This is a genomic window from Planococcus sp. ISL-110 (assembly GCF_018613575.1).
Lineage (GTDB): Bacteria > Bacillota > Bacilli > Bacillales_A > Planococcaceae > Planococcus.
This window is the reverse complement of sequence record NZ_JAGGPX010000018.1, coordinates 110,986-132,411: the sequence shown is the minus strand read 5'-3', so window position 1 is coordinate 132,411 and position 21,426 is coordinate 110,986. Positions and strand designations below refer to the sequence as shown.

Genomic DNA, 21,426 nt, shown 5'->3' with positions numbered 1-21,426 from the left:
TCCTGTTAACTTACATTCCAGGTGTGCACTTTCCACAGGGCGGTGCTTTAGCCTCCTCACTTAGCACTTCGGGCAACAAGGGGGATTAGGTACGTGGCTTTTTTTCAAACTCATGGTGTTTAGTAATTCATAAGGGACTACCTTGAAAATTGGTGGTCTGGCACCTTTGTTGGAGCATCTTTTTGTACTCCGAATGTTTGAAACACGTTCTTTTTATGAACGGGATACACTTCTTTTCCTACAATCTGGTTGATGATGACAGCATTCCGGTGGGGACCAAGTCCGAGGTCTGGTGCACCTACACCATGCGTATGCATTTCGCCGTTCTGAATGAAGATGTTGCTTTTTCCATTTTCATAGGTTTCGAGTCGGTAATCCTCTGAAATATGAAACCGGCCCAATCCATCAGTCACCAATATATCTTTCCATTCTCTTAAAAAAGTTGGAATGGCCGTTTCATAACCAGTACCTAAAATGACAACATCCGTTTGTTGATGGAAACTCTCCTCCTTCACATGATGGAATCCTTGAATCTCGTAGCCGCATTCGCTGTTCTCAATTCCTGTTACCTCAGTCATCGCCTGCAGCGTGACGGGAGGATAGTCGCTTCCAATCGACCGGTCATATAGGCTGCAATAGATGTCGGCAATCGTTTCCGTACTGATTCCCTTGTACAGCAAGGCTTGATCCTTCAACAGGGAGTCCTTTTTCTCTTGGGACAGATTGTAGAAAAAGTCTGTATAGTCTGGAGAGAAGTACTCAAGCCCTAGTTTGGAGTATTCCATCGGAAAAAAGCCTTTAGAGCGGGTGTACCAGTTCAGTGAATATCCGTGTTGCTCCTGATCTTTCAAAACATCCAGAAAGACTTCTGCAGCACTTTGACCGGAACCGATAACTGTCACAGAGCGAGCGTGTTTACATACCTCTTTTTTTTCCAAGTACTTGGATGAATGGAAAATATGGCTCCCGAGCTTTTCTCTAAATGTCAGGGGTACAATCGGTACGGAGCCGATTCCTGACACTAGGTTCCGCGTATAGTATTTTTCTGAGACCAGTGCCTCTTTGTTCCAGATATTAACTTCATATCCGTTCTTCCCATCTCCGAGTTCGATGGGTGCAACCCGTTCGACCTCCATCCCGTACCGGCATTGCGACAACTGTTCCGATACCCATCTGCAATAATGATTGTATTCCTTTCTCGGAATATGGAATTTCTCCAGGAAGTAAAAATGATACAAACGGTTATGGACCTGCAAATAGTGAAGAAAACTGTATTTGCTTCTGACATCAACCATGCTGACAAGATCGGCAAAGAACGGGACCTGCAATGTCGTCCCTTCGATCATCATGCCAGGATGCCAGTTGAATTCCTTTTTCTTTTCAAAAAATATGGCTGACATGTCAGCCACATTATCAATTAATGCAGCAAGACCTAAATTGAAAGGACCTAATCCAATGCCGATTACGTCATAGATTTTTTGATTGTTCACTCGTTCCACCTCTTTTCGAACACTTCTCGTGTACACTCCATAAGGAGTCCGGTTTTATCCGGTAGATCCACAGGACAGATCGCGGTGAATCCACATTTTTTGAACACATAAATCATTTTTTCATTGCGGATATCCGGCTCAGTCATGACTTTTTCTGTATTCTTCTGCTGAAATTGAAAACGGACCATTTCCTGCAACAGCGGCAGGGCGTACCCTTTTCCGAGGTATTCCCTTTCTCCGATCAGCAAGTGAATTCCCTGATCAAAAGGGGAACTATGATACACTTTTTCAAGAATGTCTCCCTTTACCCAGTAAGACTCCCAGTAGCTCATCGGTACATCATCAAGGCACCCAATGAAAAGAGTCTGATGGGAATCCTCCAAAGCTTTTTCCAGATGGTTCCGGAACTGCTCTATCGGAGTATTAAGGTGCCAGAACGGATGGATATGCTCTTCCTGCATCCAGGTGTGAATCATTTCCACATCCTGATTGAAATCCACTTTTCTAAAGGAAATCTTTTTTCCTAGTCCGTTGTCGAAAAACTCGCACTCATAAAGCATGGGAAATCCCCACCTCCTCGGCAATCGGATTCTTCACCAACGTATAGAAAGACTGAGCCTCCATCGGACCAACAAGCTCATCCATATCATGGAATCGGGTCAACAGATTCGCTTTGCAGTTCAGAACAGGCTGGTAAAGCAGACTCTTCAGCAGATTGGACGGCATCTTCTCTTCATAAATCTTTAGACGTTCCCTCAATACGCTCAACAACGCCTTTTCCTCCACCAGACCGCTGACTCCAAAACCGTTGATCAGCCCAAACAAATGGTTGAAAAAGAAGTAGTATCGAAGCCGCTCCTCTGCCACATCATCCTCACATACGGTGTCACTCAGTGTGTTCAATCCAGGCAGCAGTTCCATCAGCCTTTGTGACTTGGACTTGCTGTAATAGTAGCCCTGGTTATCACGGTAGTAGAAGGTCTTAGGATAGCCATTTTCTAGTTGGATGACTGAATTTTGCTGATGGGCCTCAAGGGCGATGCCATAGGTGTTGAATAGCCATATCATCGGGTCGAGTGTAAGTGATAGGTAGAGTTGGAACCAGTCAATACTCACTTCCTCCATACTGCGGTTTTCACGCTTCGCGATTTCCTCGATTACGTAATAGATCCGCGGCTTCCCTCCATATGGATGGTCCTGGCATAATCCGGCTATCAGGCTTGTTTGCTTGCTATTCTCATAGAATGGGTTGTCCCTGATGACCACTTCAAAACCGGAACATTCCTCAGCAGATTTCAAATCGATATAAGCAGGATCCTCCAGTATTTGAAAATCAGGGAACTCCTGCTGCAAACGTACACCGACTTCTGTTTGGAGGAGACGGGAAACTTCGACCCCTCTGGCAAGTTCTTTTCGCTGATTGATGCGCAAGGAATTGGTGATTTTGACTGGGACAGAGAACTTGAACATATACTTCGAGTCTTTGTTATAAACCGTTCGAAAGGAGGACGTGGCCATGTACTTCTTTCCAAGTGGGCCTATATATGCCAATTCTCCCTTCGCTATCCTTTCTTTTACTTCTTTACTATCCAGCAGCTTTTTCACCTGAAGGGGATGAACAGGTATCAGCTTTTTATTATCCTTTTTCAGAATATCTGCCAACAATTCCCTGTCTACACAAGGATCGTTCTTAAGCTCCTCCAAAATAATGGACGATGCGGAGATTTCCCTGCTTGAATCTTCTGATACCAAAGAGCTAGCTACAGCAAAATAATGAAGTTCAAACTTTCCTTTCCTCTCAGGTGAATGGATTCGATCCTCTTCATCAGTGATTCCCTGCTTGCTTTTGGGAGTAGGATGAAGAAGATGGCCAAAAAGAAGGGATTGCTCGGCATCTATAAAGTTAAAGTCCGCCTGTGTCAAAGCATCCCCACCTTCCAGCCTTTCTTCCAGAGAGGTTCTGATATTGCGGCAGCTCAGGATGATCCGGTGAATCAATTCATCTTCTGCCCCTCTGGAGTTCTGATTCAATAGAAATTCCTTTACGATAAGTGAGGTCAATGTCACGTAATCTATCGGTCTTAGAATCTCTCTTCCAACTGTTCGGTAATAAAGTGGAAAAGCGAAGAGATGACGATCCGTTTCCGACCAATACTTCACTGGAATAACCAGCTCCATCCCTTGAAGAGTGAGCTTTGAGACAAGTACTTTTTCCAGATTGTCCCCATCCGGTCGGTGATGGAAGTTCCACGCCGTCTCTTCCCTATAATTCCTTGTTTCCCGTAAATAACAGTTGAGAAAGCTTTGCATGGTTGCGTTCTCTGCTAGTTGCTTTGTATCATACATGGCTCCAACCTCCGTTCTAATAGTTGAGTGGCAAGGGCATCTATTTCATCGATTATTTCACAAATGTCGTTCATTGTTGTTCTTGGATTCAGCAGGGTCAGCTTCAGGAAGGTTTCCTCTGATACCGTTGTTTTTGCAATGACTCCCTTTCCTTCATATAGGAGTCTCTGTTGAATATCTCTGTTGAGGTCATTCAAGCTGATACCCAGACCGTCTGATGGACGGTATCGGAAAATGACCGTATTCAGCTCTGGGCTTTTATTCATCACCTCAAACTGTGTCAATTTATTTATATAGCTAGCCGCATCCTTTGCCAATGTCATGGTATGGTCAATCATCTGACCAAAAAGGTCCGTTCCAACCGTTTTGATAGATAGATAGAGTTTCAGTGCGTCAAATCTTCTTGTTGTGGAAGTCGATTTGTTTACTAGGTTTACAATCCCTGCCTCTTCATCTTCTACAGGATTCAGATAATCTGCATGATGCGAGATAAAACGGAAATATTCACGGTTTTTCACCATAAATGCACCGCAGCTTATCGGCTGATAGAAAAGTTTGTGGAAGTCGATGGTGATGGAGTCCGCCTTTTGCAACCCATCCAGTTTGTCTCGATGGGAGTGGCTCAGCAGCAACCCGCCTCCAAACGCGGCATCCACATGGAACCAAAGGTCATGCTGTTCGGCTATGGAAGCCAGCTTCATGAGTGGATCTATGCTTCCAAAATCTGTCGTGCCGCATGTTGCTACAAGTGCAAAAGGCAGACTACCTGCTTTATCAAGCCTAGCTAGAATGGCTTTCAAATCATGCAGACACATACGATGGTGCTCATCTGTCTTTACAGTGACAACTGCCTGTTCACCCAGTCCAAGCTGCGATGCTGATTTTTTCACCGTAAAATGAGCATCCTCTGAACAAATTATCCGTAATCGCTGAAAGTTCTGTGGCAAGCCCATTTTCTGGACGTCATGTCCCCACTGCCGGTGGCAGAAGTTATCCCGTGCCAATAGAAGTCCCATATAGTTGGATTGGGTTCCTCCACTTGTAAAGACTCCTTCCGATGAATTATCGTAACCTATCTGTCGCTTCAACCATTCAATCATTCCTTCTTCCAAATATGTAGCTGCCGTACTCTGATCCCATGAATCCATGGACTGGTTTAAGGTGCCGATGATTAATTCACCGACAATCCCCGGAATCAGTGGAGGGCAATGCAGATGTGCCATGCTTTTCGGATGGGAGATGTGGAGGCTGTTCCGTAGAACCGGCTCTTCCAGTTCATCCAGTACCTCCTCCAATTTCCGACCTTCTTTTTCAAAATTCATGACTTCACGTATTTCTTTATCAATATCCGCTGGTTCATTCCCGATGAAAGGCCTGTCGGTGTTTTCATATATTTTTTGAAGCTGCAAGGACGCTTTTTGTACAGCTTCGTTAAAAGATGCGACCCCTTCTTTCCCCTCATGGAGAAAGAAGGAATCAAATGCTGTCTTTTTCATATGACTACCTCACGATCGAAGCTGCTACAGCTTCTTTGAAGATGGTGATCACTTCATCTAGCTGCTCACGGGTGATGATGAGTGGTGGTAAGAATCTTACTACTGCACCGTGGCGTCCACCGACTTCAAGGATCAAGCCCCGTTTGAGGCATTCCTGCTGAATGCGGCTTGCAAGTCCCGGGTCTGCAGGATGACTTCCCGATGTGGCTGGAGCCAGTTCCGGGTTGACCATTTCCGCACCAACCATCAAGCCCCTTCCTCTGACATCCCCGATCTCAGGGAACTCTTTCTGAACCCCATCCAATGACTCAAGTAGTCTTTTTCCCATCTCTTTTGCATGTTCCACCAGTTGATGTTCCTTGATATATTGCAAGGTGGCAGTTCCTGTTGCCATGGCCATCTGATTTCCTCTGAATGTGCCGATATGAGCACCTGGTTCCCAACGGTCAAGTTCTTTGTCATAAACGACAACGGAAAGCGGCAGGCTTCCTCCGATGGCCTTGGAAAGGACGAAAACATCCGGAACGATTCCGGCATGTTCAAATGAAAACATCTTTCCTGTGCGTCCAATCCCTGTCTGAACCTCATCAATGATCAGCGGGATGCCTCTTTCTTTAGTAATTCGTCTCATCTCCTTCAGCCATTCAATCGGTGCCGGGATGGAGCCGCCTTCTCCTTGGACCGTTTCAAATATCATCGCAGCCGGTGGAAGAATGCCACTTTCCGGATCGTCCAGCAGATTTTCAATATACCTCGCACTGATACGATGACTCTCCTCTCCCCCTATTCCGAATGGGCACCGGTATGTATATGGGTATGGCAGGAAGTGCGTGTCAGGCACAAGCCCTTGCACTTTCTTCTTCGGGCCAAGATTTCCTGAAATAGACATGGTGCCATGGGTTGCGCCGTGATATCCTCCTTGAAAAGTCAGGATGCTCTGTCTTCCCGTAGCTGTCTTGACCAGTTTAAGTGCAGCTTCGATTGCATCCCCTCCGGTTGGTCCGCAAAAATGCACTTTTGCCCGCCCCTTGAGTTCTTCAGGCAGAGAGGAAAATAACTCATTAACAAACTCCTCTTTTACCGGAGTAGTTAGGTCTAATGTGTGTAAAGGACGCTTATCACGTATGATTTTTTCTATCGCTTCAATAATGACTGGGTGATTATGTCCAAGTGCCAGAGTCCCGGCGCCGGCTAGGCAGTCGTAGTACTTCTTCCCTTCCATGTCCGTTATAAAAATCCCCTCGGCTTCCCTAATGGCTATTGGAATTCTCCTCGGGTAAGATCTAGCATTTGATTCACGCTGCTCCTGTTGGCTTAAAAGTTCTTTATTTGAAATCTGGTATTGTACGGTCATGAAAACATCTTCCTTTCATCTGGCTTTGGGTTCAACGTCACTTCAAATGATAATGATAATGATTATCAATGTCAATGATAATTGAAAACCATTCTCAATAACAAAGTGTGACTAGTTCCTTGGACACCTAAAGAGCAACTATTTATAGCTAGAAGCCCTCTGCTTAGAGCTCAAGGTGTTTAAAGGACTCTAAGTAACTAAACACAACTAAAATACTAAGCAAATATGCTATAAATCTATATATTACGCTCTATAAAAAATAGAAAAATAGAACTAGTATAATTGAGAAGGGAATTGAGAATGAAGATGGTGTTTTTGGAATGAGAGAATTACTTTTGACATAGATAATTCTATTTAAAAATAAAGGCTTATATATAGACTGAACTGAACCCCAACTGGTAGAAACTTTAAAAAAGTGATCCCTATTTAGGATTTTTTCTGTTTTCAGATCCCGGTATACTAAATTTAGCTAACTTGGATGGGATAAGATTATATGAGTAAAATCATTTTCAACGAACACCAACAACGAATCTTGGAGGCGAATCCAAATGTCGCTTCTGTATCGGATCAAGCAATTCAATACACGCTAGAATTCAAACTTCAGGCTGTGAGGGGAATACCCGACAGGCAAAGGCCCTGCCCAGAGCTTTAGTGAAAGTGGATTTGATTTAACCGTTATTGGGTCCAAAAAAGCGAACACCTCCTCGAACCGGTTGCGGACAACTATCAAGCTTTATGGAGAAGACGCCTTCTTCGAAGAGCGACGTGGGAAGAATAGTACGGGGGCGCTCTTCTGTAAAAGATCTCTCAGCTGAGAAAAAACTCGAGGAAGCAGAAAATGAGTTATTAAAAAAGATCGAGGCGCTCGAGAGGCAGGCGAAGAAACGCAGCTGACCCCAATGGAAAATATAAAGCAATCAATGAGGTGGTCCGCAGATTTCAATTGAAGAATTTGGTGAAAATCCTCCGTCGCACAGCGAATGTCGGCCGCAGGGGCAATTGCATCGACAACGCCCCTACCGAATCGTTTTTGGCCACTTTAAAGATGATCTAGATTTTCGACAAGCAACCAGTCTCGCCGAACTGAAAGGGCTGGTGGATGATTACATGGAGCATTTCAACGGAACACGCAAGCAATGGAATTTAAAAAAGATGACTCCGGTACAATACCGAAATCATCTCATCGCAGCCTAGCTAACGAAAACAAACAGCACACGGCTGATCGTGTGCTGTTTGTTTTATGGAAAGAAGTGATGGACTATAAACCTTCTATATATTTTAACAACATCAGTTTCTCGATTGGCGATGTGCATATCCTGAAGGAAGTGACCGGCTCTTTGCCATAGGCAGCCGCTGCATATAAAGGCGGCACGACAGCCAGATACCCTACACGTTTCATAAGCTGAGAAGCAGCCACAATCTGGCTTTCCGTTTCCAATTCCAGTTTCAAATATTCAAGGAAGCTTCTCAGGAATTCCGGGTCTCACAGCTGGCTCAAAGAAATCTTCTCATCGCTTCCCGCCTGCAGCGACAATCGAAAATGGCCAGTCAAATAAGCGTTTTCTTCAGCTGCTAATCGGCTCAACATTGTTAGCTCCACCTTTTAAGTGTCTGCCTTTGCTAAACGGGATGCATAGCGGTGTACCGCATAGGGGATCGCATGTCACCTGGCATTGCAGGCCGAAGACCGCGTGCATCAAGTCAGGTGTAATAATGTCGTTCGGTACTCCTTGTTTGTATACTTTTTGGTCGTGGATTGCCACAATATGATCCGCATACCTGCAGGCCAGATTCAAATCGTGGAGAACCATCACGATGGTACGGTTTTTGGTCTGGTTCAAATCATACAGCAAATCGAGGATATCAATTTGGTGGGTCAAATCAAGATAAGTCGTCGGTTCATCCAGAAGAATGATGTCCGTATCCTGCGCCAGTGTCATTGCAATCCAGGCACGTTGGCGCTGGCCACCGGATAATGAGTCCACTTTGCGTTCCACAAAGTCCGTCAGCCCTGTGGCTTCGAGTGCGCCGAACACCGCTTCTTCATCTTTCTCTGACCATTGCTGGAGCCAATTCTGGTGTGGATAACGGCCTTGCTTGACCAATTGAAGGACAGTGAGGCCTTCCGGAGCGATTGAAGTCTGAGGCAAAATCGCTAATTGCTTGGCGATTTTTCGCGTCTGCATTTTTGCAATTTGCTGGCCATCAAGTACGATAGAGCCTTCCTGCGGTTTCAGCAAACGGGCAAGAGAACGCAGCAGCGTTGATTTGCCGCAGCCGTTGCTGCCGATGAGGACGGTGATTTCACCTTTTGGAATCGCCAGATCCAGCTCCTTGATGATGCTCGTTTCCCCGTATCCAAGTGTTAATCCTTTTGTTGACAATGCATCCATTACATCTTCCTCCTCTTTAAGCTATACAAGTCGGCCAGTGGCAGGAATCAGCGATTCCGGGTGCGGTACAGTAGATAGATGAAATATGGTGCGCCGATTGCCGAAGTAAAGACGCCCGCCGGGATTTCCAGCGGCGCGAATGCTGTCCGCGCAATCAGATCGGCTGCCAGCACAATCAAGCCTCCCAATAGGGCAGAAACCGGCAACAATGCACCAAACGAAGAGCCAACAAGCTTTCTCGCCATATGAGGGGCCATCAGCCCGACAAAGCCGATTCCACCTGCGAAAGCGACTGCGCCACCGGCAAGGGCGCTGCTAAGGAAAAGCAGCACAAGCCGGTCACGTTGGACAAGGCTTCCGGCATTGACTGCGAGTTCATCGCCCAATTCCTGAACGTTCAGCCGTCTGGAGTAAAAGAAAAGAATCGTTGTCAGCAGGAAAATCCACGGGATGATGGTCAGGACTTCCGTCCAGTTTGTGCCGTTGACGCTGCCGGTGATCCAGATGTTCGCCCGCGACGCAGTGAAAATCGGTCCGAGAATCATCATCATCGTTGTCAGCGCCTGGGCGCCTGCCGCTAATCCGATGCCTATCAGCACCAATCGGATCGGCGCGACTTGCCCGTACTTTTGGGACAACACGTAGACGAGAAAGCCCATACCCACTGCGCCCACAAATGACGCTAACGGAAGCCAGTGGATGCTCACGGCGAGTGTATTGCTGCGATCGCTGTAAAAAGCCAGAAAGGCGACGGTGGTGAACGAAGCGCCTGCCGTGATGCCGATGATGTCAGGTGAGGCAAGTGGGTTTCGAATGATGCCCTGCAGAATCGCCCCCGACATCGCGAGGCCGGCTCCGGCGAAAACTGCCAGCAGAATTCGCGGCATGCGGAACGACTGGACCACCAGGTTATGCATGTCGGTGCCGGCACCGAAAATCGCTTTAACAACGTCAATCGGATTGATGACCAATTGGCCGATTCCAAGACTTAAAACAATCATGGCAAAAGTCGCTATGGTCAAGACAATTAAAACTGAAAATGATTTCTTATCTATTAAAAAAGATGCCTTTCCTATACGCAATGGACGTGATTGTTTCATTCGCTTATTCCCCTCCTTGCAATGTAGACAAAGAAAGGGACACCCACGATGGCAGTCATCACACCCACTGGCACTTCTGCCGGCATCAGGATATAGCGGGCTCCGATGTCAGCCACCAGCAGCAAAATAGCGCCGAGCAAAGCGCTGTATGGGATGACCCAGCGGTAATCGATGCCCACAAGCCATCTGGCGAAATGCGGGATGATGATGCCGACAAATCCGATGGGCCCCGCTACGGCAACCGCTCCGCCGGCCAGCAGCACAGTGATCACCGCGCCCGTAATTTTCACGAGCAGAGTTCTTTGCCCTAACCCTTTCGCCAAGTCTTCCCCCATCGCCAGAACATTCATCTGTTTGCCGAATGCCAACGAAAGAAGCCAACCCACCGCCAAATATGGCAGCACTGACAACAGGATTTCCAAATCCCTGCCTTGAACGGAACCGGCCAGCCAGAACAGCACCTGATCGAGCGCGCGTTCATCAAGCGTCAGGATGCCTTGCGTCATCGATGAGAACATCGCTGCAATTGCCGCGCCTGCAAGAGTGATCTTAATCGGTGTCAGCCCCTCATTGCCCATCGATCCAAAAACATAAACGACGACAGCCGCAATACCTGCACCCAGAAAAGCAAGCCAAGCGAAAGCAGTGAGCGAGGACAGGCCAAGAAAGCTGATGCCGAAAACAACAAAAAAGCTCGCTCCTGCGTTGATTCCCAGAATTCCAGGAGACGCCAACGGATTATTCGTGAGCCCTTGCATGATAGCCCCTGCAATTGCCAGGCTCGCGCCGACAGCTGCTGCGGTGAACGCTCGCGGGATTCGCGTATCCTGGATGATGATGTGCTCATTCGATCCATCAAAATGGTAGATGGCATCAATGACCATCTGGGCAGACACTTTCGTCAATCCCAGAACGATGCTGGACCAGATAAGGGCAGCGATCACCAGAACGCCGATTATCAGCCCAAAAACTTTGGCTCGATTATTTCTGATCATAATAGCTATCCTTCTCCCAAACTCCCCATAATTCTTTATCTTCTATAATTTAGACGCATTGGTTACAGATCATTTCTCTACAAAGTATAAGTTCATTGAGAATCATTGTCAATCATTCTTTAAAACCCCTTGACACGAACCGGCGATGATATTAAGATGTTGAAGGAAGTGAAAATCATTATCAATTAGATCATTCTAGGAGGAACATACATGTTAAAGAAAACCTATTCACTTATCACTCTGCTCACGATGCTTGTGTTATTATTGGCCGCTTGCGGAAGCGAGGAACCGGAAGAAAAAACATCAGGAACAGAATCAGCGGGAGGCGGCGAAAGCTATACCGTGGAACACGCGATGGGCACTGCAACGATTGAAGGAAAACCTGAGCGCGTTGTCGTTTTGACGAACCATGGAACGGAAGCTCTGCTGTCAGTGGGTGTCAAACCGGTCGGTGCTGTCCAATCCTGGACTGGTGATCCTTGGTATGAACACATTACGGACGATATGGAAGGCGTAGAAGTGGTCGGTACGGAAAGCGAGATCAACCTTGAAGCGATCGCTGCATTGGAGCCTGATTTGATCATCGGCAACAAAATGCGCCAGGAAGAACATTACCAGGCGCTGAATGCAATCGCCCCTACTGTCTTTGAAGAAACGCTGCGCGGCGACTGGAAGACTAATTTTGAATTGGATGCCCAGGCGGTCGGACAGGAAGAAAAAGGAAAAGAAGTGCTCGATGCTTTTAATGACCGCATTGCTGCGCTGACAGAAAAACTCGGCGACAAAATCGACACTGAAGTATCGATAATCCGCTTTATGCCTGAAGATGTGCGCATCTACTATAAAGACTCTTTCTCAGGTATCATCCTGGAAGAAATCGGGCTTGCCCGACCGGAGTCGCAAGATGTTGAAGACTTTGCGGCAACAGGCGTGACAAAAGAACGAATCGAAGAGATGGACGGCGACGTCATCTTCTACTTCACTTACCAGAACGAACAAAAAGAAGGCCAGCAAGCGGAAGATGCCTGGATCAAAGATCCAATCTGGAACAACCTTGAAGCTGTGAAAGCAGGCAAAGCTTATGAAGTAAGCGATACGATCTGGAACACGGCTGGCGGCGTTATGGCAGCAAACCTGATGCTTGATGACTTGGAAGAAAAATTATTGCAAGAATAGTAAACGTGAGAAAGACCCTTACCGGAAACGGCAAAGGGTCTTTTTGCTTTCTCATTAATGATGAACAGAGGACGCTATGCTTCATCAAAAATCATGAAAAGTATTTATTATATCCCTGTTAGTCTTCTAACTTCCCATTGCCAAAACTTAGAGCCTTGAGCGATAATCAGCTTTTCAAGCCAATCTTCGAATGTCATTCCAACTGAATACACTTCAAAAATATTATGTTCTTAATTCTCTAACGCCGCATCAACAAGCAATTTTGTATAGCAATGACGTGTTTCTGAAAACAGATCGTCTGATAAAAATGAATCAACCAGTACGCCTTCTTTTAAAACAGCTATCCGTTCACACATATATTGGACAGTCGCCATGTCATGGGAAATATACAAATAAGACATACCAAATTCCCTTTTTAAATCCCCTAACAGATTTAATATTTGTGCTTGAATAGAAACGTCTAGACTTGAGGTTGGTTCATCACATACTAATAATTTTGGCTGAAGACTAATGCCCCTTGCAATGGCGACTCTCTGTCTTTGCCCGCCACTAAGCTGATGTGGGTACCTATCTAGTAAACTTATAGGTAAACCTACTTTTTCAAGCAGAATACCTGCCATCTTTCTTCCATCATTTCTTACGTCCTTTAAAAACACAGGAACCACTTCCGGATAATTTTCAAGAGGCTCCACAATGGACTTCCATATCCTTAACTTAGGATTTAATGATGCCATGGGATCTTGAAAAACAATCTGAACATGGCGTCTTGCCTTTCGAAGCTTCGGCCCTTTAAGACTTTGAAAGTCGATACCATTCAGAATAATTTGACCTTCATCAAGCTGCTCAAGACCTACAATCAATTTAGCAACTGTACTTTTCCCACTCCCGCTTTCTCCTATCAAGCCTAGACATTCCCCTTGCTTCATTTGAAAAGAGACATCAGTCAAAACTGAGTTTGACTGATAGGATTTAGAAACCTGTTTAACTTGAAGCAATTTTTTCATCCCCCTCTATATCGACAGCATGACAAGCTGTCCCATGGGAATTCTCTTGGTACCTTATTTCGGGCACTGTTCCGCACTTTTCAAATGCCTTTGGACACCTTAATGCAAATGCGCATCCCTGTTTAGCGATAAGTCCTGGTTCCCCCGGTATTACAGCTAATTTCCCTGGCTTTTCCAGACTCAATACAGGTCTTGCCTGCAGCAGGAATTTTGTATATGGATGAGTCGGATTTGTCTGCAAGGTTTTTGTAGGGCCTTTTTCAACAATCTGGCCACCATACATCACGGCCATCGAATCTGTTCTCTTCAATACGTGTTTTAAATCATGAGAAATAAGGAGAACTGCACAATTTAGTTCTTTTTGAAGTTCTACTAGAAGGTCTAATATCTTTTCACCAGTCAGCACATCAAGAGCTGTTGTCGGTTCATCTGCAATAATCAACGATGGCTTGAACATGAGAGCTATGGCTAGTGATGCCCGTTGCAGCTGACCTCCGCTAAGCTCGTGAGGATAGCTGTTAAAAATCCTCTCAGCTGGTAAACGTACCCTTTCCAGCCACATCAGAGATTTTTTTTCAGCATCTTTTCTGGTGATTTTACCATGACTGCGAAGTGCCTCGATAAACTGTTTTCCAATTTTTATAAATGGTGTAAAGCTTCCCTGATAGTTTTGAAAAATGTATGTGATTTCTTTTCCCCGTAAAATTCTCATTTCCTTTTTAGAAATACTTATGAGATCTTTATCATTAAACATTATTTGACCTTCTGACACGTCCATGGACTCATGAAGCAACCCTAATACAGCAGAAGCAGTAAGGCTTTTCCCACTCCCACTTTCTCCAACCAGACCCAGCATTTCACCTGGTCTTATTGCCAAATTCACCGCATTCACTAATCTACCTCTTTGTTGCCCTTTAGACCCTTTTAATGAAATTGACAGATCTTTTATTTCCAGCAAAGGCACCGAAAGGGGAATGGATATTTCCTCAGTGCTGGATATTTGTTTTGTATGATCGACTGCTATCGACATTCTGCACCTCCCTTTGTTTGTTACATGCTTTTCACATCAAGTTTATCTCTTAAACCCTCTCCAATTAAATTACACGATAAAACCACAAGGAAAATGGCCATTCCCGGATAAATCATCAACTCGGGGATCGTCTGGAAATAGGGTCTGCCATCGTTTAGCATTGCCCCCCATTCCGGATCAGGAGGTTGAGCGCCCAGGCCGAGATAAGACAGCGATGATATGATTAAAATTACTTTGCCGATATCCAGCGTTGCAAGGACAAGAACAGGCGAAATGACTTGAGGAAGCAAATGCTTCGTTATGATTTTCCATGTTGAACTTCCTCCGACTCTTGCCGCTAAAATATATTCTTTTTCACGCTCTGATAATACAATGCTTCTGACAACTCTCGTGTAGCTGATCCACTTGACCAAAACAACAGCTATCATTAAATTAAATAAACTTGGACCTAAGAATCCAGCTATTGCAATAGCTAATATAAATTCTGGCAGAGCGATAAAGCCATCAGCCATTCGCATCATAAATGAATCAAAGCGTCCTCCTATATATCCTGACAACAATCCAAGCGGAATACCAATCAAAATAACAGTTGCAACCACTATCGCTGTAATTCCAAGCGTTGTTTGAGAACCAATAATCAGCCTCGAAAAAATGCATCTTCCCATATGGTCTGTCCCTAGAGGATAAGATAGACTAGGGGCAGCAAGCCGTTCCGCCATATTTGCCGTTAAAGGATCATTCGGGACAATAAATGGGCCGATTATTGTAAGCAAAATAATGACCGCCAGACCAATGAAACCTATCAAGGCCAGAGGTTTGTACCTTTTCACTTTAAATCGAGGAAAGAAAGATCTCATCAGCAAAGCATAAGCTGTCTTCAAGCAGTTCCCTCCTCTTTTTGCTTAATTCGCGGGTCAATCCAATAGTACGAAAGGTCAACAAGTAAATTCACAACTACCACGAAAACACCAGTCAATAGGACATACCCTTGAATGATAGGGTAATCACGGCTGAATATGGCATCAATTACCATACTTCCAAGTCCTGGCCATGAGAATAGGATTTCAATCACCACAGCTCCACCAAGCATGCTTCCTATGCTTAACCCAAAAACCGTGATGACCGGAAGCAAGGCCGCTCGAAAAGCATGAAACCAAAGAATTCGCCCTTCTTTCACACCTCTTGCTCGGGCTGCTTGAATATAATCTTCTGATAAGCTTTCAAGGAGTCCTGCTCTGAGAAGCCTTGCATAAACAGCCGACAATGAAAATCCTAAAGAAAATGATGGTAAAATCATGTGAGAAAAAGACCCAATACCTGTCGTTGGCAGTAGTTGCAATTTAAAGGAAAAAAAGTAAATTAGCATCAATCCAAGCCAAAAGCTTGGAATTGATGCTCCTATAAGCGCAAGGATTCTGCTAATTTGATCCGGCCACTTTCCAGGATACCGAGCAGAAATGATACCCAGAGGAACGGATATGCTCACCATCACTAAAAGTGCACCTGCTGTAAGCTGAGCTGTAATCGGCATTCGTTCTGCCATCTCATTAATTACAGGTTTACCGGTCATATAAGATTTACCTAAATCCAATTGAAACACCCCGAGAATCCATTGACCGTACTGAACATAAATAGGTTGATCAAAACCAAGCTCACTGCGGAGTTTGGTTTGATCAGCCTCTGTTACCATCATTTCATCAGCATTCAAAATTTTCATAACTGGGTCACCGGGAGCAAGTTTCATTAAGCCAAATGTAAATAAAGATAAAACAAAGACGACAAATACTAATTGCAAGAGCCGCTTTCTAATAATCGAAAACAATTATTTCACATCCATTTTATGCGTTAAAATATAGTACTCCTCAGCCGTAGGTGTCCAATCAATAATTCGATCATGCATGCCAACAATAATATTCGGATAAACGGCATAGCTATGGGTTACTTCTTTATTAATAATTGCTGCCGCATCTTTCGTTAATTGAGTTCTTTTTTCAGGCTCAGTTGTGGCATTCAATTCTTTAATCACTTCACTTAATTCCGGGCTATTGATGTTCCCAACATTCAACGCACCCGTTTCAGTAAACGCCGTATTCAAAAAGTAACTCCCATCTCCACGCGGTGAAGTATTATTGCTATATGTGGCCATGTCCCAATCTGTATTTTCCACTAGGTGTGTATCGGCATTTTCAACATTTTTGATTACTATTTCAACACCTGCTTTTGCAGCATCTGATTGAAACAATTGAGCAATCAATGGAAGTTCTGGGCGTGCTTGATATGTGATGATTTCCAGTTTAAGTGGTTTCCCTTCTTTCTCCATAACTCCTTCGGCATTTTCTTCATAGCCTGCCTCGCCAAGCAATTCTTTTGCTTTTTCAATATCTAAGTCTTTCACTTCGTCATTTATTCCAAAAGGGAGATTACTATTGAATGGTCCATTTGCCGGAACCGCATGGCCCAGCAAAATATCGTTGGCAATACTCTTTCGATCAAGCAACACATTTAAGGCCTCTCTCACTTTCACATCTGAAACCTTAGGGCTTTGCTGATTGAATAATACAAAGTGTGAGCGAAGACCTGGTACTGATTCAACAGTAAGTTCTTGATCTTTCTCAATTGGTTCTATGCCTTCTGCCGGAAGATTGTACACAATATCTGCTTCTTTAGACTGCAAAGCAAGAGCTCGGACATTTGCATCTTCATTAAACTTAATGGTTGCCTCTTTTATATTAGCGTCTCCGTCCCAATAGTCATCACTCTTCACTACTTGAACTTCCTGATTTGAAGTAAATTTCTTCACCTTAAAAGGCCCTGTCCCCACGGGTGCATCACGAAAAGCTTCTTCACCCATTTCTTTTTCAGCAGCCGTATTAATAATAGAAGTATATGGGTTAACTAATTCTGACGGTAGTGCAGGATACGGATCTGTAGTTATAATGGTAAGGTTTTGCCCGTCTGCCACCATTGATTGGATGTTCAATGATCCTTCAAGAGACGGGTTGACAGCAATACTTCTTTCAAGCGACGCCTTAACTCCGGCCGCATCAAGCTCCGCTCCATCTTGGAATGTCACGCCATCGCGGATTTTGAACTCCCATGTCACGTTGTCAGCCGTTTCCCACTCTTCTGCAAGCCAGCCGTTTATATTCGAATCTTCATCTAACTTCAACAAGGTTTCTGTTATACCTGCACGTATAGGAGTGAATCCTGTATGCGGATCTAAGTCCGCAGCCTTAAAACTGAAAATCATAGTTACCTTTTTATCTTCTTTTCCTGCATTTTCTTGTTCTGTATCCGAGTTGCTTGTTTCACCTGAGCAACCCGCTGCCACTAAAATAAATAAGCCAATACAGATAGCAAGCAGACTTTTTAAACTGAATTTGTTCTTTTTCATTTAATTAACCATCCTTTAATAAGTTTTTTAAATCGTAATTATTACTGTTTGAAAGATAAATCGTAACTTTCTGCAGTCTATTAGTCAATATAAATATTTTCCGCCTGATTCACCTATTGCACTGAATTATGCATTTACAGATTTCGTATTCACTATGGGCTCTTTTTTCGTTTTCCTCGAAAGTAAAACACAGGCCATAATGATTAAAATGCCGCCCACTAAGGTATAGCCATCTGGCACCTCTGCCCAGAACAAAAAACCCCAAAATGCATTAAATACAATTCCTATATATCTTGAAACTTCCACTACCACAATATTTTCATGTGTGAATGCTTTGGTAAGAAAAATCTGCCCCAGCAAAGAAACCACACCTATGCAAGCCAAATAAATAAATTCAAGCGTAGTTGGCATCACAAAGTTGTTCCACATAAGTGGAATCGATATGATCGTCCCCATAGCCAAAAAATAAAAGACAATTTCATAAGAATGATGCCGTTTACTTAAATAGCGGATTGAAGTAGCAGCCCCTGCCGCAAAAAGAGCACTTAAAACTCCCACCAATGCATAGATCGAATAAGATGAATAATCGAATGGCTTTATCAATAAAACGGCTCCAAGTATTACTATAGGAAAAATATATAATGTTTTTTTTGAAATTTTTTCTTTTAAGAATACAGAAGATAATATAATGACAAAAACAATGGATAAATGAGCCAAAATACTGGCATCTACAAGCGGAATTTTTGAAATGGTATAAAAATAGGCTAATAAATATAAGGCACCGAGTAGCCCTCTTACAAATAGCATTGGTACACCTTCTTTAGAAAATCTGACACGACTATGTTTCATAATAAGATAAATAATGAATGTTCCAATAATGCTTCTAAAAAACATAATTTCTGCAGCTGGAATATTCATGCTCACCGCTTTGACGAGTGCATTCATAACGCTGAATATGAGAGAAGATAGAATCGCTAGGTAGACACCATTTTTCATCGGCTTTCTCTGCTATCTTTTAAACTATCGTCTAAATTGAAAGCCTCACCATTTGTTCTCGGAGGATAATTGGAGAAACTTATATTGTTTTCTAAACTGAATCTGCTAACTTCCCTCTCAAATGTCTGCAATAAGAGCAAGGCCTGTGGCATTTGAATGTTAACCAGTTGAGCCAGCTCATAAAGTACTTTTAATTTTTGATAATCCTCCAGTGGAATTCTGGGAATTACCCATCTGCCACATTTGGCTGCTGACATAGGTTTAAATGGAACAGCAGAAAACTCAAAATACCTCCCCTTTTCATCTGGAGAAGAAAAGGGATCAATGAGTATCGCTGAATATCGTATGTACAGCAAAAATGCTTGTTTTTCTTCGTTAAAGGTCTGGAATTGCTCAATGTCTTCCCTTGAAAGAGTTTTTTCATGAACCGGGTAATTATCATCATTCAAAAACTTCAAAAGATTGATGGGTTTTGCTCCGAAATGTTCCACCACATGGGAAATTTCTTTCCATAACCGCACCATGATACGAATTTTATGCTGAGTGATTGGACCTTCAGGATAAATTTTGTACATGGATTTTAAAGATAGGTCTTTCCTTAATACCTGTTCCATTGCAAAGGAATCTAAAAATAGCGCTGGATGAACATATGTTGTTATATTTTTACTTTCCGCTTCGATAGGTGATGAGACGATACCGCATTGAACGCCTAAGCTTTCAATAAATTCACTTACTACTTTTAGATGAGTACTTTTTTCTTTTGATGAAGCAAGATATATCCGTTTTTTAAACGCTTTTGTCAGGACAGTAAGATCGTCACGCTCATCTGCTTCATATTTTGTAGCTGCATAATATGCTGAAAAACTGATGATATCAATATCCCTTAGTTCCAACTTAAAGAAACGCTCAATCAGGAAATTCGACCCTATTCCAGGAGATATGAGTACTATTGTTTTTATTCTCTTTAACTTCCTAATGCACAGACTCTTGATTACTTCGATATACGTGTCACTGGGGGTGCAAATAATAAGTGTGTCCCATAAATCATCTATTTCTTGAAAATTACCATAAAAAAAGTCAAGCTTTGCCTCACCGCTTAGATCTTGGTTTAGTTGAGAATGATTTCTTGCTTTAAGCACTGTTCCATTCTTTTTAAAACTTTCTTTCAATCGATTTGTATGAGTACCTGCTCGATTGACAAGACCCAGTTTATCGCACCATCCCATAGAGAGATGAACAGCAATATTAATTGCGGCGGGTCCTGCACCTACTAGAAGTGTGTTGCCAAAAGGTTTTTTTAAAGATGTATTAACAGGCATATTTTCTTTTTTTCCTTTCATCTGCATTAAGCACTAGTTTTTTTCAATATGACGGTGTCGTAGAAGTGCTCACTTTGCTCAATATTTATACAGTTCCACTCATCGGATAAATCTTGATAAAGAGGATAATTAAACAACGATTTCAGACCATTTCCGTATCTGATAATTACTTTTGTATCTTGAGATATTACTGAACTTAAATCTGCTAGAACCTCAAGTTTATTCTTCACAAGAGAAGCAATCACGACATGTGTAGCCTCTGTTATAAAAGACAACTCACTTACTGTTTTATTGGTAAAAGAAACCCTTTTTTCAAGCCCACTAAGCTCTGCCATGTTTTTGCCTGTCTCAACAGCTTCCAAATCTATATCAAGACACATTATTTCAGCATCGGTTTGTCTGGCAATCGTTAAAGCAGAAATAGGAAATGCACCTGACCCGATAAAAATAATCTTTGATTCTTTATTGAATTCAAAAGCTTCCAATTGTCCATTGACAGAATCACATAATGTAGACATATACTCCGATAAGTCTGTTTTATTACTTAACGCACAAAGTGAATGATATTTTTCAATCGTACATATCGCATTCGATGAGGCATCTCGAAGCTTCTCTGAATACTTCATGATTTCTGTGTCTCCTTCCCACAGCTGCCACTGTTTATTATTATCTTCACTGACAACAAATCTCGAAAGATCATCAAGCTTTTTTGTGAGGAGTTCGTAACAATATGTACTTTCTTCTACATGAGTTGAAAGCTCGTTCATTTCAAACCCTAACATCTTAATTGAATATAAAAACTCATATTTATCAGACAAATAGCCCTCTCCTCCAAATAGTAATGATTACGCTTTGAACATTATCATTAACTTTCTCAACCGTCAATTTATTAGAGATTTTATTGCATAAATGCAGAGCACATCTGAAATACTGAGATTAACAATGGAATCTGGTGAAATACTGCTACTAAACGTTTTACGATCTTTAATAAAGTACTTTCTAACATATAGAAAAAGCCCTTCTAATAAATTAAAAGAGTTCTTTCAGTAATTATTTTCTTCTTATTTATTTGTTCCCATTTTCATATAAATAATTATTTAAAAAGAGTTTGCACGATCCTTTTGTTTGAAAACATTGTGAAAAGGAAATTGTAACAATAACAAAAAAATACAAAGGAAATTACTTTATGAGCACCATTCCCATCAACATAATCTGTTATGTGGCCACACCAAAATAAAGCACGGGGACCACATCGATTATGTGCATAACGGCCATCTTCACCACGAACATGAAGACCACTGGGATGAATGCAAAATTCCCGTTACTGATAAGA

General features: G+C 43.1%; 18 protein-coding genes and 1 pseudogene. 3 read left to right on the top strand and 16 right to left on the bottom strand.

The annotated features are described in order from the left end of the window. Positions 1-137: 137 nt before the first annotated feature. The 5 genes from J7I83_RS13170 to J7I83_RS13150 are packed head-to-tail and all read right to left on the bottom strand — an operon-like array spanning position 138 to position 6,686. The gene (locus J7I83_RS13170; RefSeq protein WP_483313460.1) at positions 138-1,499 is read right to left on the bottom strand and encodes a lysine N(6)-hydroxylase/L-ornithine N(5)-oxygenase family protein; all 1,362 of its coding nucleotides are present in this window, start codon (positions 1,497-1,499) and stop codon (positions 138-140) included. Continuing rightward, entirely contained in the window at positions 1,487-2,050 is a 564-nt protein-coding gene (locus J7I83_RS13165) for a GNAT family N-acetyltransferase (RefSeq protein ID WP_215101450.1), read from the bottom strand. Before J7I83_RS13165 ends, J7I83_RS13170 begins: the two co-directional genes overlap by 13 nt. Further along, positions 2,040-3,836, bottom strand: coding sequence for an IucA/IucC family protein (locus J7I83_RS13160; protein ID WP_215101448.1), 1,797 nt, complete (start codon positions 3,834-3,836; stop codon positions 2,040-2,042). The genes J7I83_RS13165 and J7I83_RS13160 overlap by 11 nt, the downstream gene beginning before the upstream one ends. Next, entirely contained in the window at positions 3,815-5,332 is a 1,518-nt protein-coding gene (locus J7I83_RS13155; protein WP_215101446.1) for a pyridoxal phosphate-dependent decarboxylase family protein, read from the bottom strand. Before J7I83_RS13155 ends, J7I83_RS13160 begins: the two co-directional genes overlap by 22 nt. Before the next feature lie 4 nt (positions 5,333-5,336). Next, positions 5,337-6,686, bottom strand: coding sequence for an aspartate aminotransferase family protein (locus J7I83_RS13150; RefSeq protein ID WP_215101444.1), 1,350 nt, complete (start codon positions 6,684-6,686; stop codon positions 5,337-5,339). A 493-nt stretch (positions 6,687-7,179) separates the two neighbouring features. Here J7I83_RS13150 and J7I83_RS13145 point away from each other — a divergent pair. Further along, a pseudogene (locus J7I83_RS13145) lies at positions 7,180-7,880 on the top strand (IS3 family transposase). After that, positions 7,823-8,032, top strand: a complete 210-nt coding sequence (locus J7I83_RS13140; RefSeq protein ID WP_215101487.1) for a hypothetical protein — start codon at positions 7,823-7,825, stop codon at positions 8,030-8,032. Before J7I83_RS13145 ends, J7I83_RS13140 begins: the two are co-directional and overlap by 58 nt. A gap of 219 nt (positions 8,033-8,251) precedes the next feature. Here the strand turns inward: J7I83_RS13140 and J7I83_RS13135 are convergent, their stop codons facing one another. The 3 genes from J7I83_RS13135 to J7I83_RS13125 are packed head-to-tail and all read right to left on the bottom strand — an operon-like array spanning position 8,252 to position 11,177. Further along, positions 8,252-9,079: an ABC transporter ATP-binding protein gene (locus J7I83_RS13135; protein ID WP_215101442.1), complete on the bottom strand. Its 828-nt coding sequence runs from the start codon at positions 9,077-9,079 to the stop codon at positions 8,252-8,254. Positions 9,080-9,126: 47 nt separating this feature from the next. Further along, positions 9,127-10,179, bottom strand: a complete 1,053-nt coding sequence (locus J7I83_RS13130; protein ID WP_215101440.1) for a FecCD family ABC transporter permease — start codon at positions 10,177-10,179, stop codon at positions 9,127-9,129. Further along, the gene (locus tag J7I83_RS13125) at positions 10,176-11,177 is read right to left on the bottom strand and encodes a FecCD family ABC transporter permease (protein ID WP_215101485.1); all 1,002 of its coding nucleotides are present in this window, start codon (positions 11,175-11,177) and stop codon (positions 10,176-10,178) included. The genes J7I83_RS13130 and J7I83_RS13125 overlap by 4 nt, the downstream gene beginning before the upstream one ends. Before the next feature lie 207 nt (positions 11,178-11,384). Between J7I83_RS13125 and J7I83_RS13120 the strand changes: the two genes are divergently transcribed. Next, positions 11,385-12,350 (top strand): ABC transporter substrate-binding protein, encoded by a 966-nt coding sequence (locus tag J7I83_RS13120; RefSeq protein ID WP_215101438.1) that lies wholly within the window; start codon positions 11,385-11,387, stop codon positions 12,348-12,350. 230 nt (positions 12,351-12,580) lie between these two features. On the opposite strand, the gene J7I83_RS13115 is transcribed toward J7I83_RS13120, so the two are convergent. From J7I83_RS13115 to J7I83_RS13080, 8 genes are all read right to left on the bottom strand, one after another. Beyond that, a complete protein-coding gene (locus J7I83_RS13115) occupies positions 12,581-13,354 on the bottom strand; it encodes an ABC transporter ATP-binding protein (RefSeq protein ID WP_215101436.1) in 774 nt (257 codons plus the stop codon). Continuing rightward, positions 13,332-14,384, bottom strand: a complete 1,053-nt coding sequence (locus J7I83_RS13110) for an ABC transporter ATP-binding protein (RefSeq protein ID WP_251047640.1) — start codon at positions 14,382-14,384, stop codon at positions 13,332-13,334. The genes J7I83_RS13115 and J7I83_RS13110 overlap by 23 nt, the downstream gene beginning before the upstream one ends. A 20-nt stretch (positions 14,385-14,404) precedes the next feature. Beyond that, positions 14,405-15,241 (bottom strand): nickel transporter permease, encoded by an 837-nt coding sequence (gene nikC, locus J7I83_RS13105; RefSeq protein ID WP_215101483.1) that lies wholly within the window; start codon positions 15,239-15,241, stop codon positions 14,405-14,407. Positions 15,242-15,261: 20 nt separating this feature from the next. Beyond that, complete coding sequence (nikB, locus tag J7I83_RS13100; RefSeq protein ID WP_251047638.1) at positions 15,262-16,206, bottom strand: nickel ABC transporter permease; 945 nt, start codon at positions 16,204-16,206, stop codon at positions 15,262-15,264. Next, positions 16,207-17,778, bottom strand: coding sequence for a nickel ABC transporter substrate-binding protein (gene nikA, locus J7I83_RS13095; protein ID WP_215101434.1), 1,572 nt, complete (start codon positions 17,776-17,778; stop codon positions 16,207-16,209). A gap of 126 nt (positions 17,779-17,904) precedes the next feature. Then, on the bottom strand, positions 17,905-18,774 hold the full coding sequence (locus J7I83_RS13090; protein ID WP_215101432.1) for a DMT family transporter: 870 nt from the start codon (positions 18,772-18,774) through the stop codon (positions 17,905-17,907). Further along, positions 18,771-20,114: an opine metallophore biosynthesis dehydrogenase gene (locus J7I83_RS13085; protein ID WP_215101430.1), complete on the bottom strand. Its 1,344-nt coding sequence runs from the start codon at positions 20,112-20,114 to the stop codon at positions 18,771-18,773. Before J7I83_RS13085 ends, J7I83_RS13090 begins: the two co-directional genes overlap by 4 nt. 5 nt (positions 20,115-20,119) lie before the next feature. Continuing rightward, positions 20,120-20,911 carry a nicotianamine synthase family protein gene (locus J7I83_RS13080; protein WP_215101428.1) on the bottom strand — a complete coding sequence of 264 codons (792 nt, stop codon included), beginning with the start codon at positions 20,909-20,911 and terminating at the stop codon, positions 20,120-20,122. Positions 20,912-21,426: the final 515 nt, after the last annotated feature.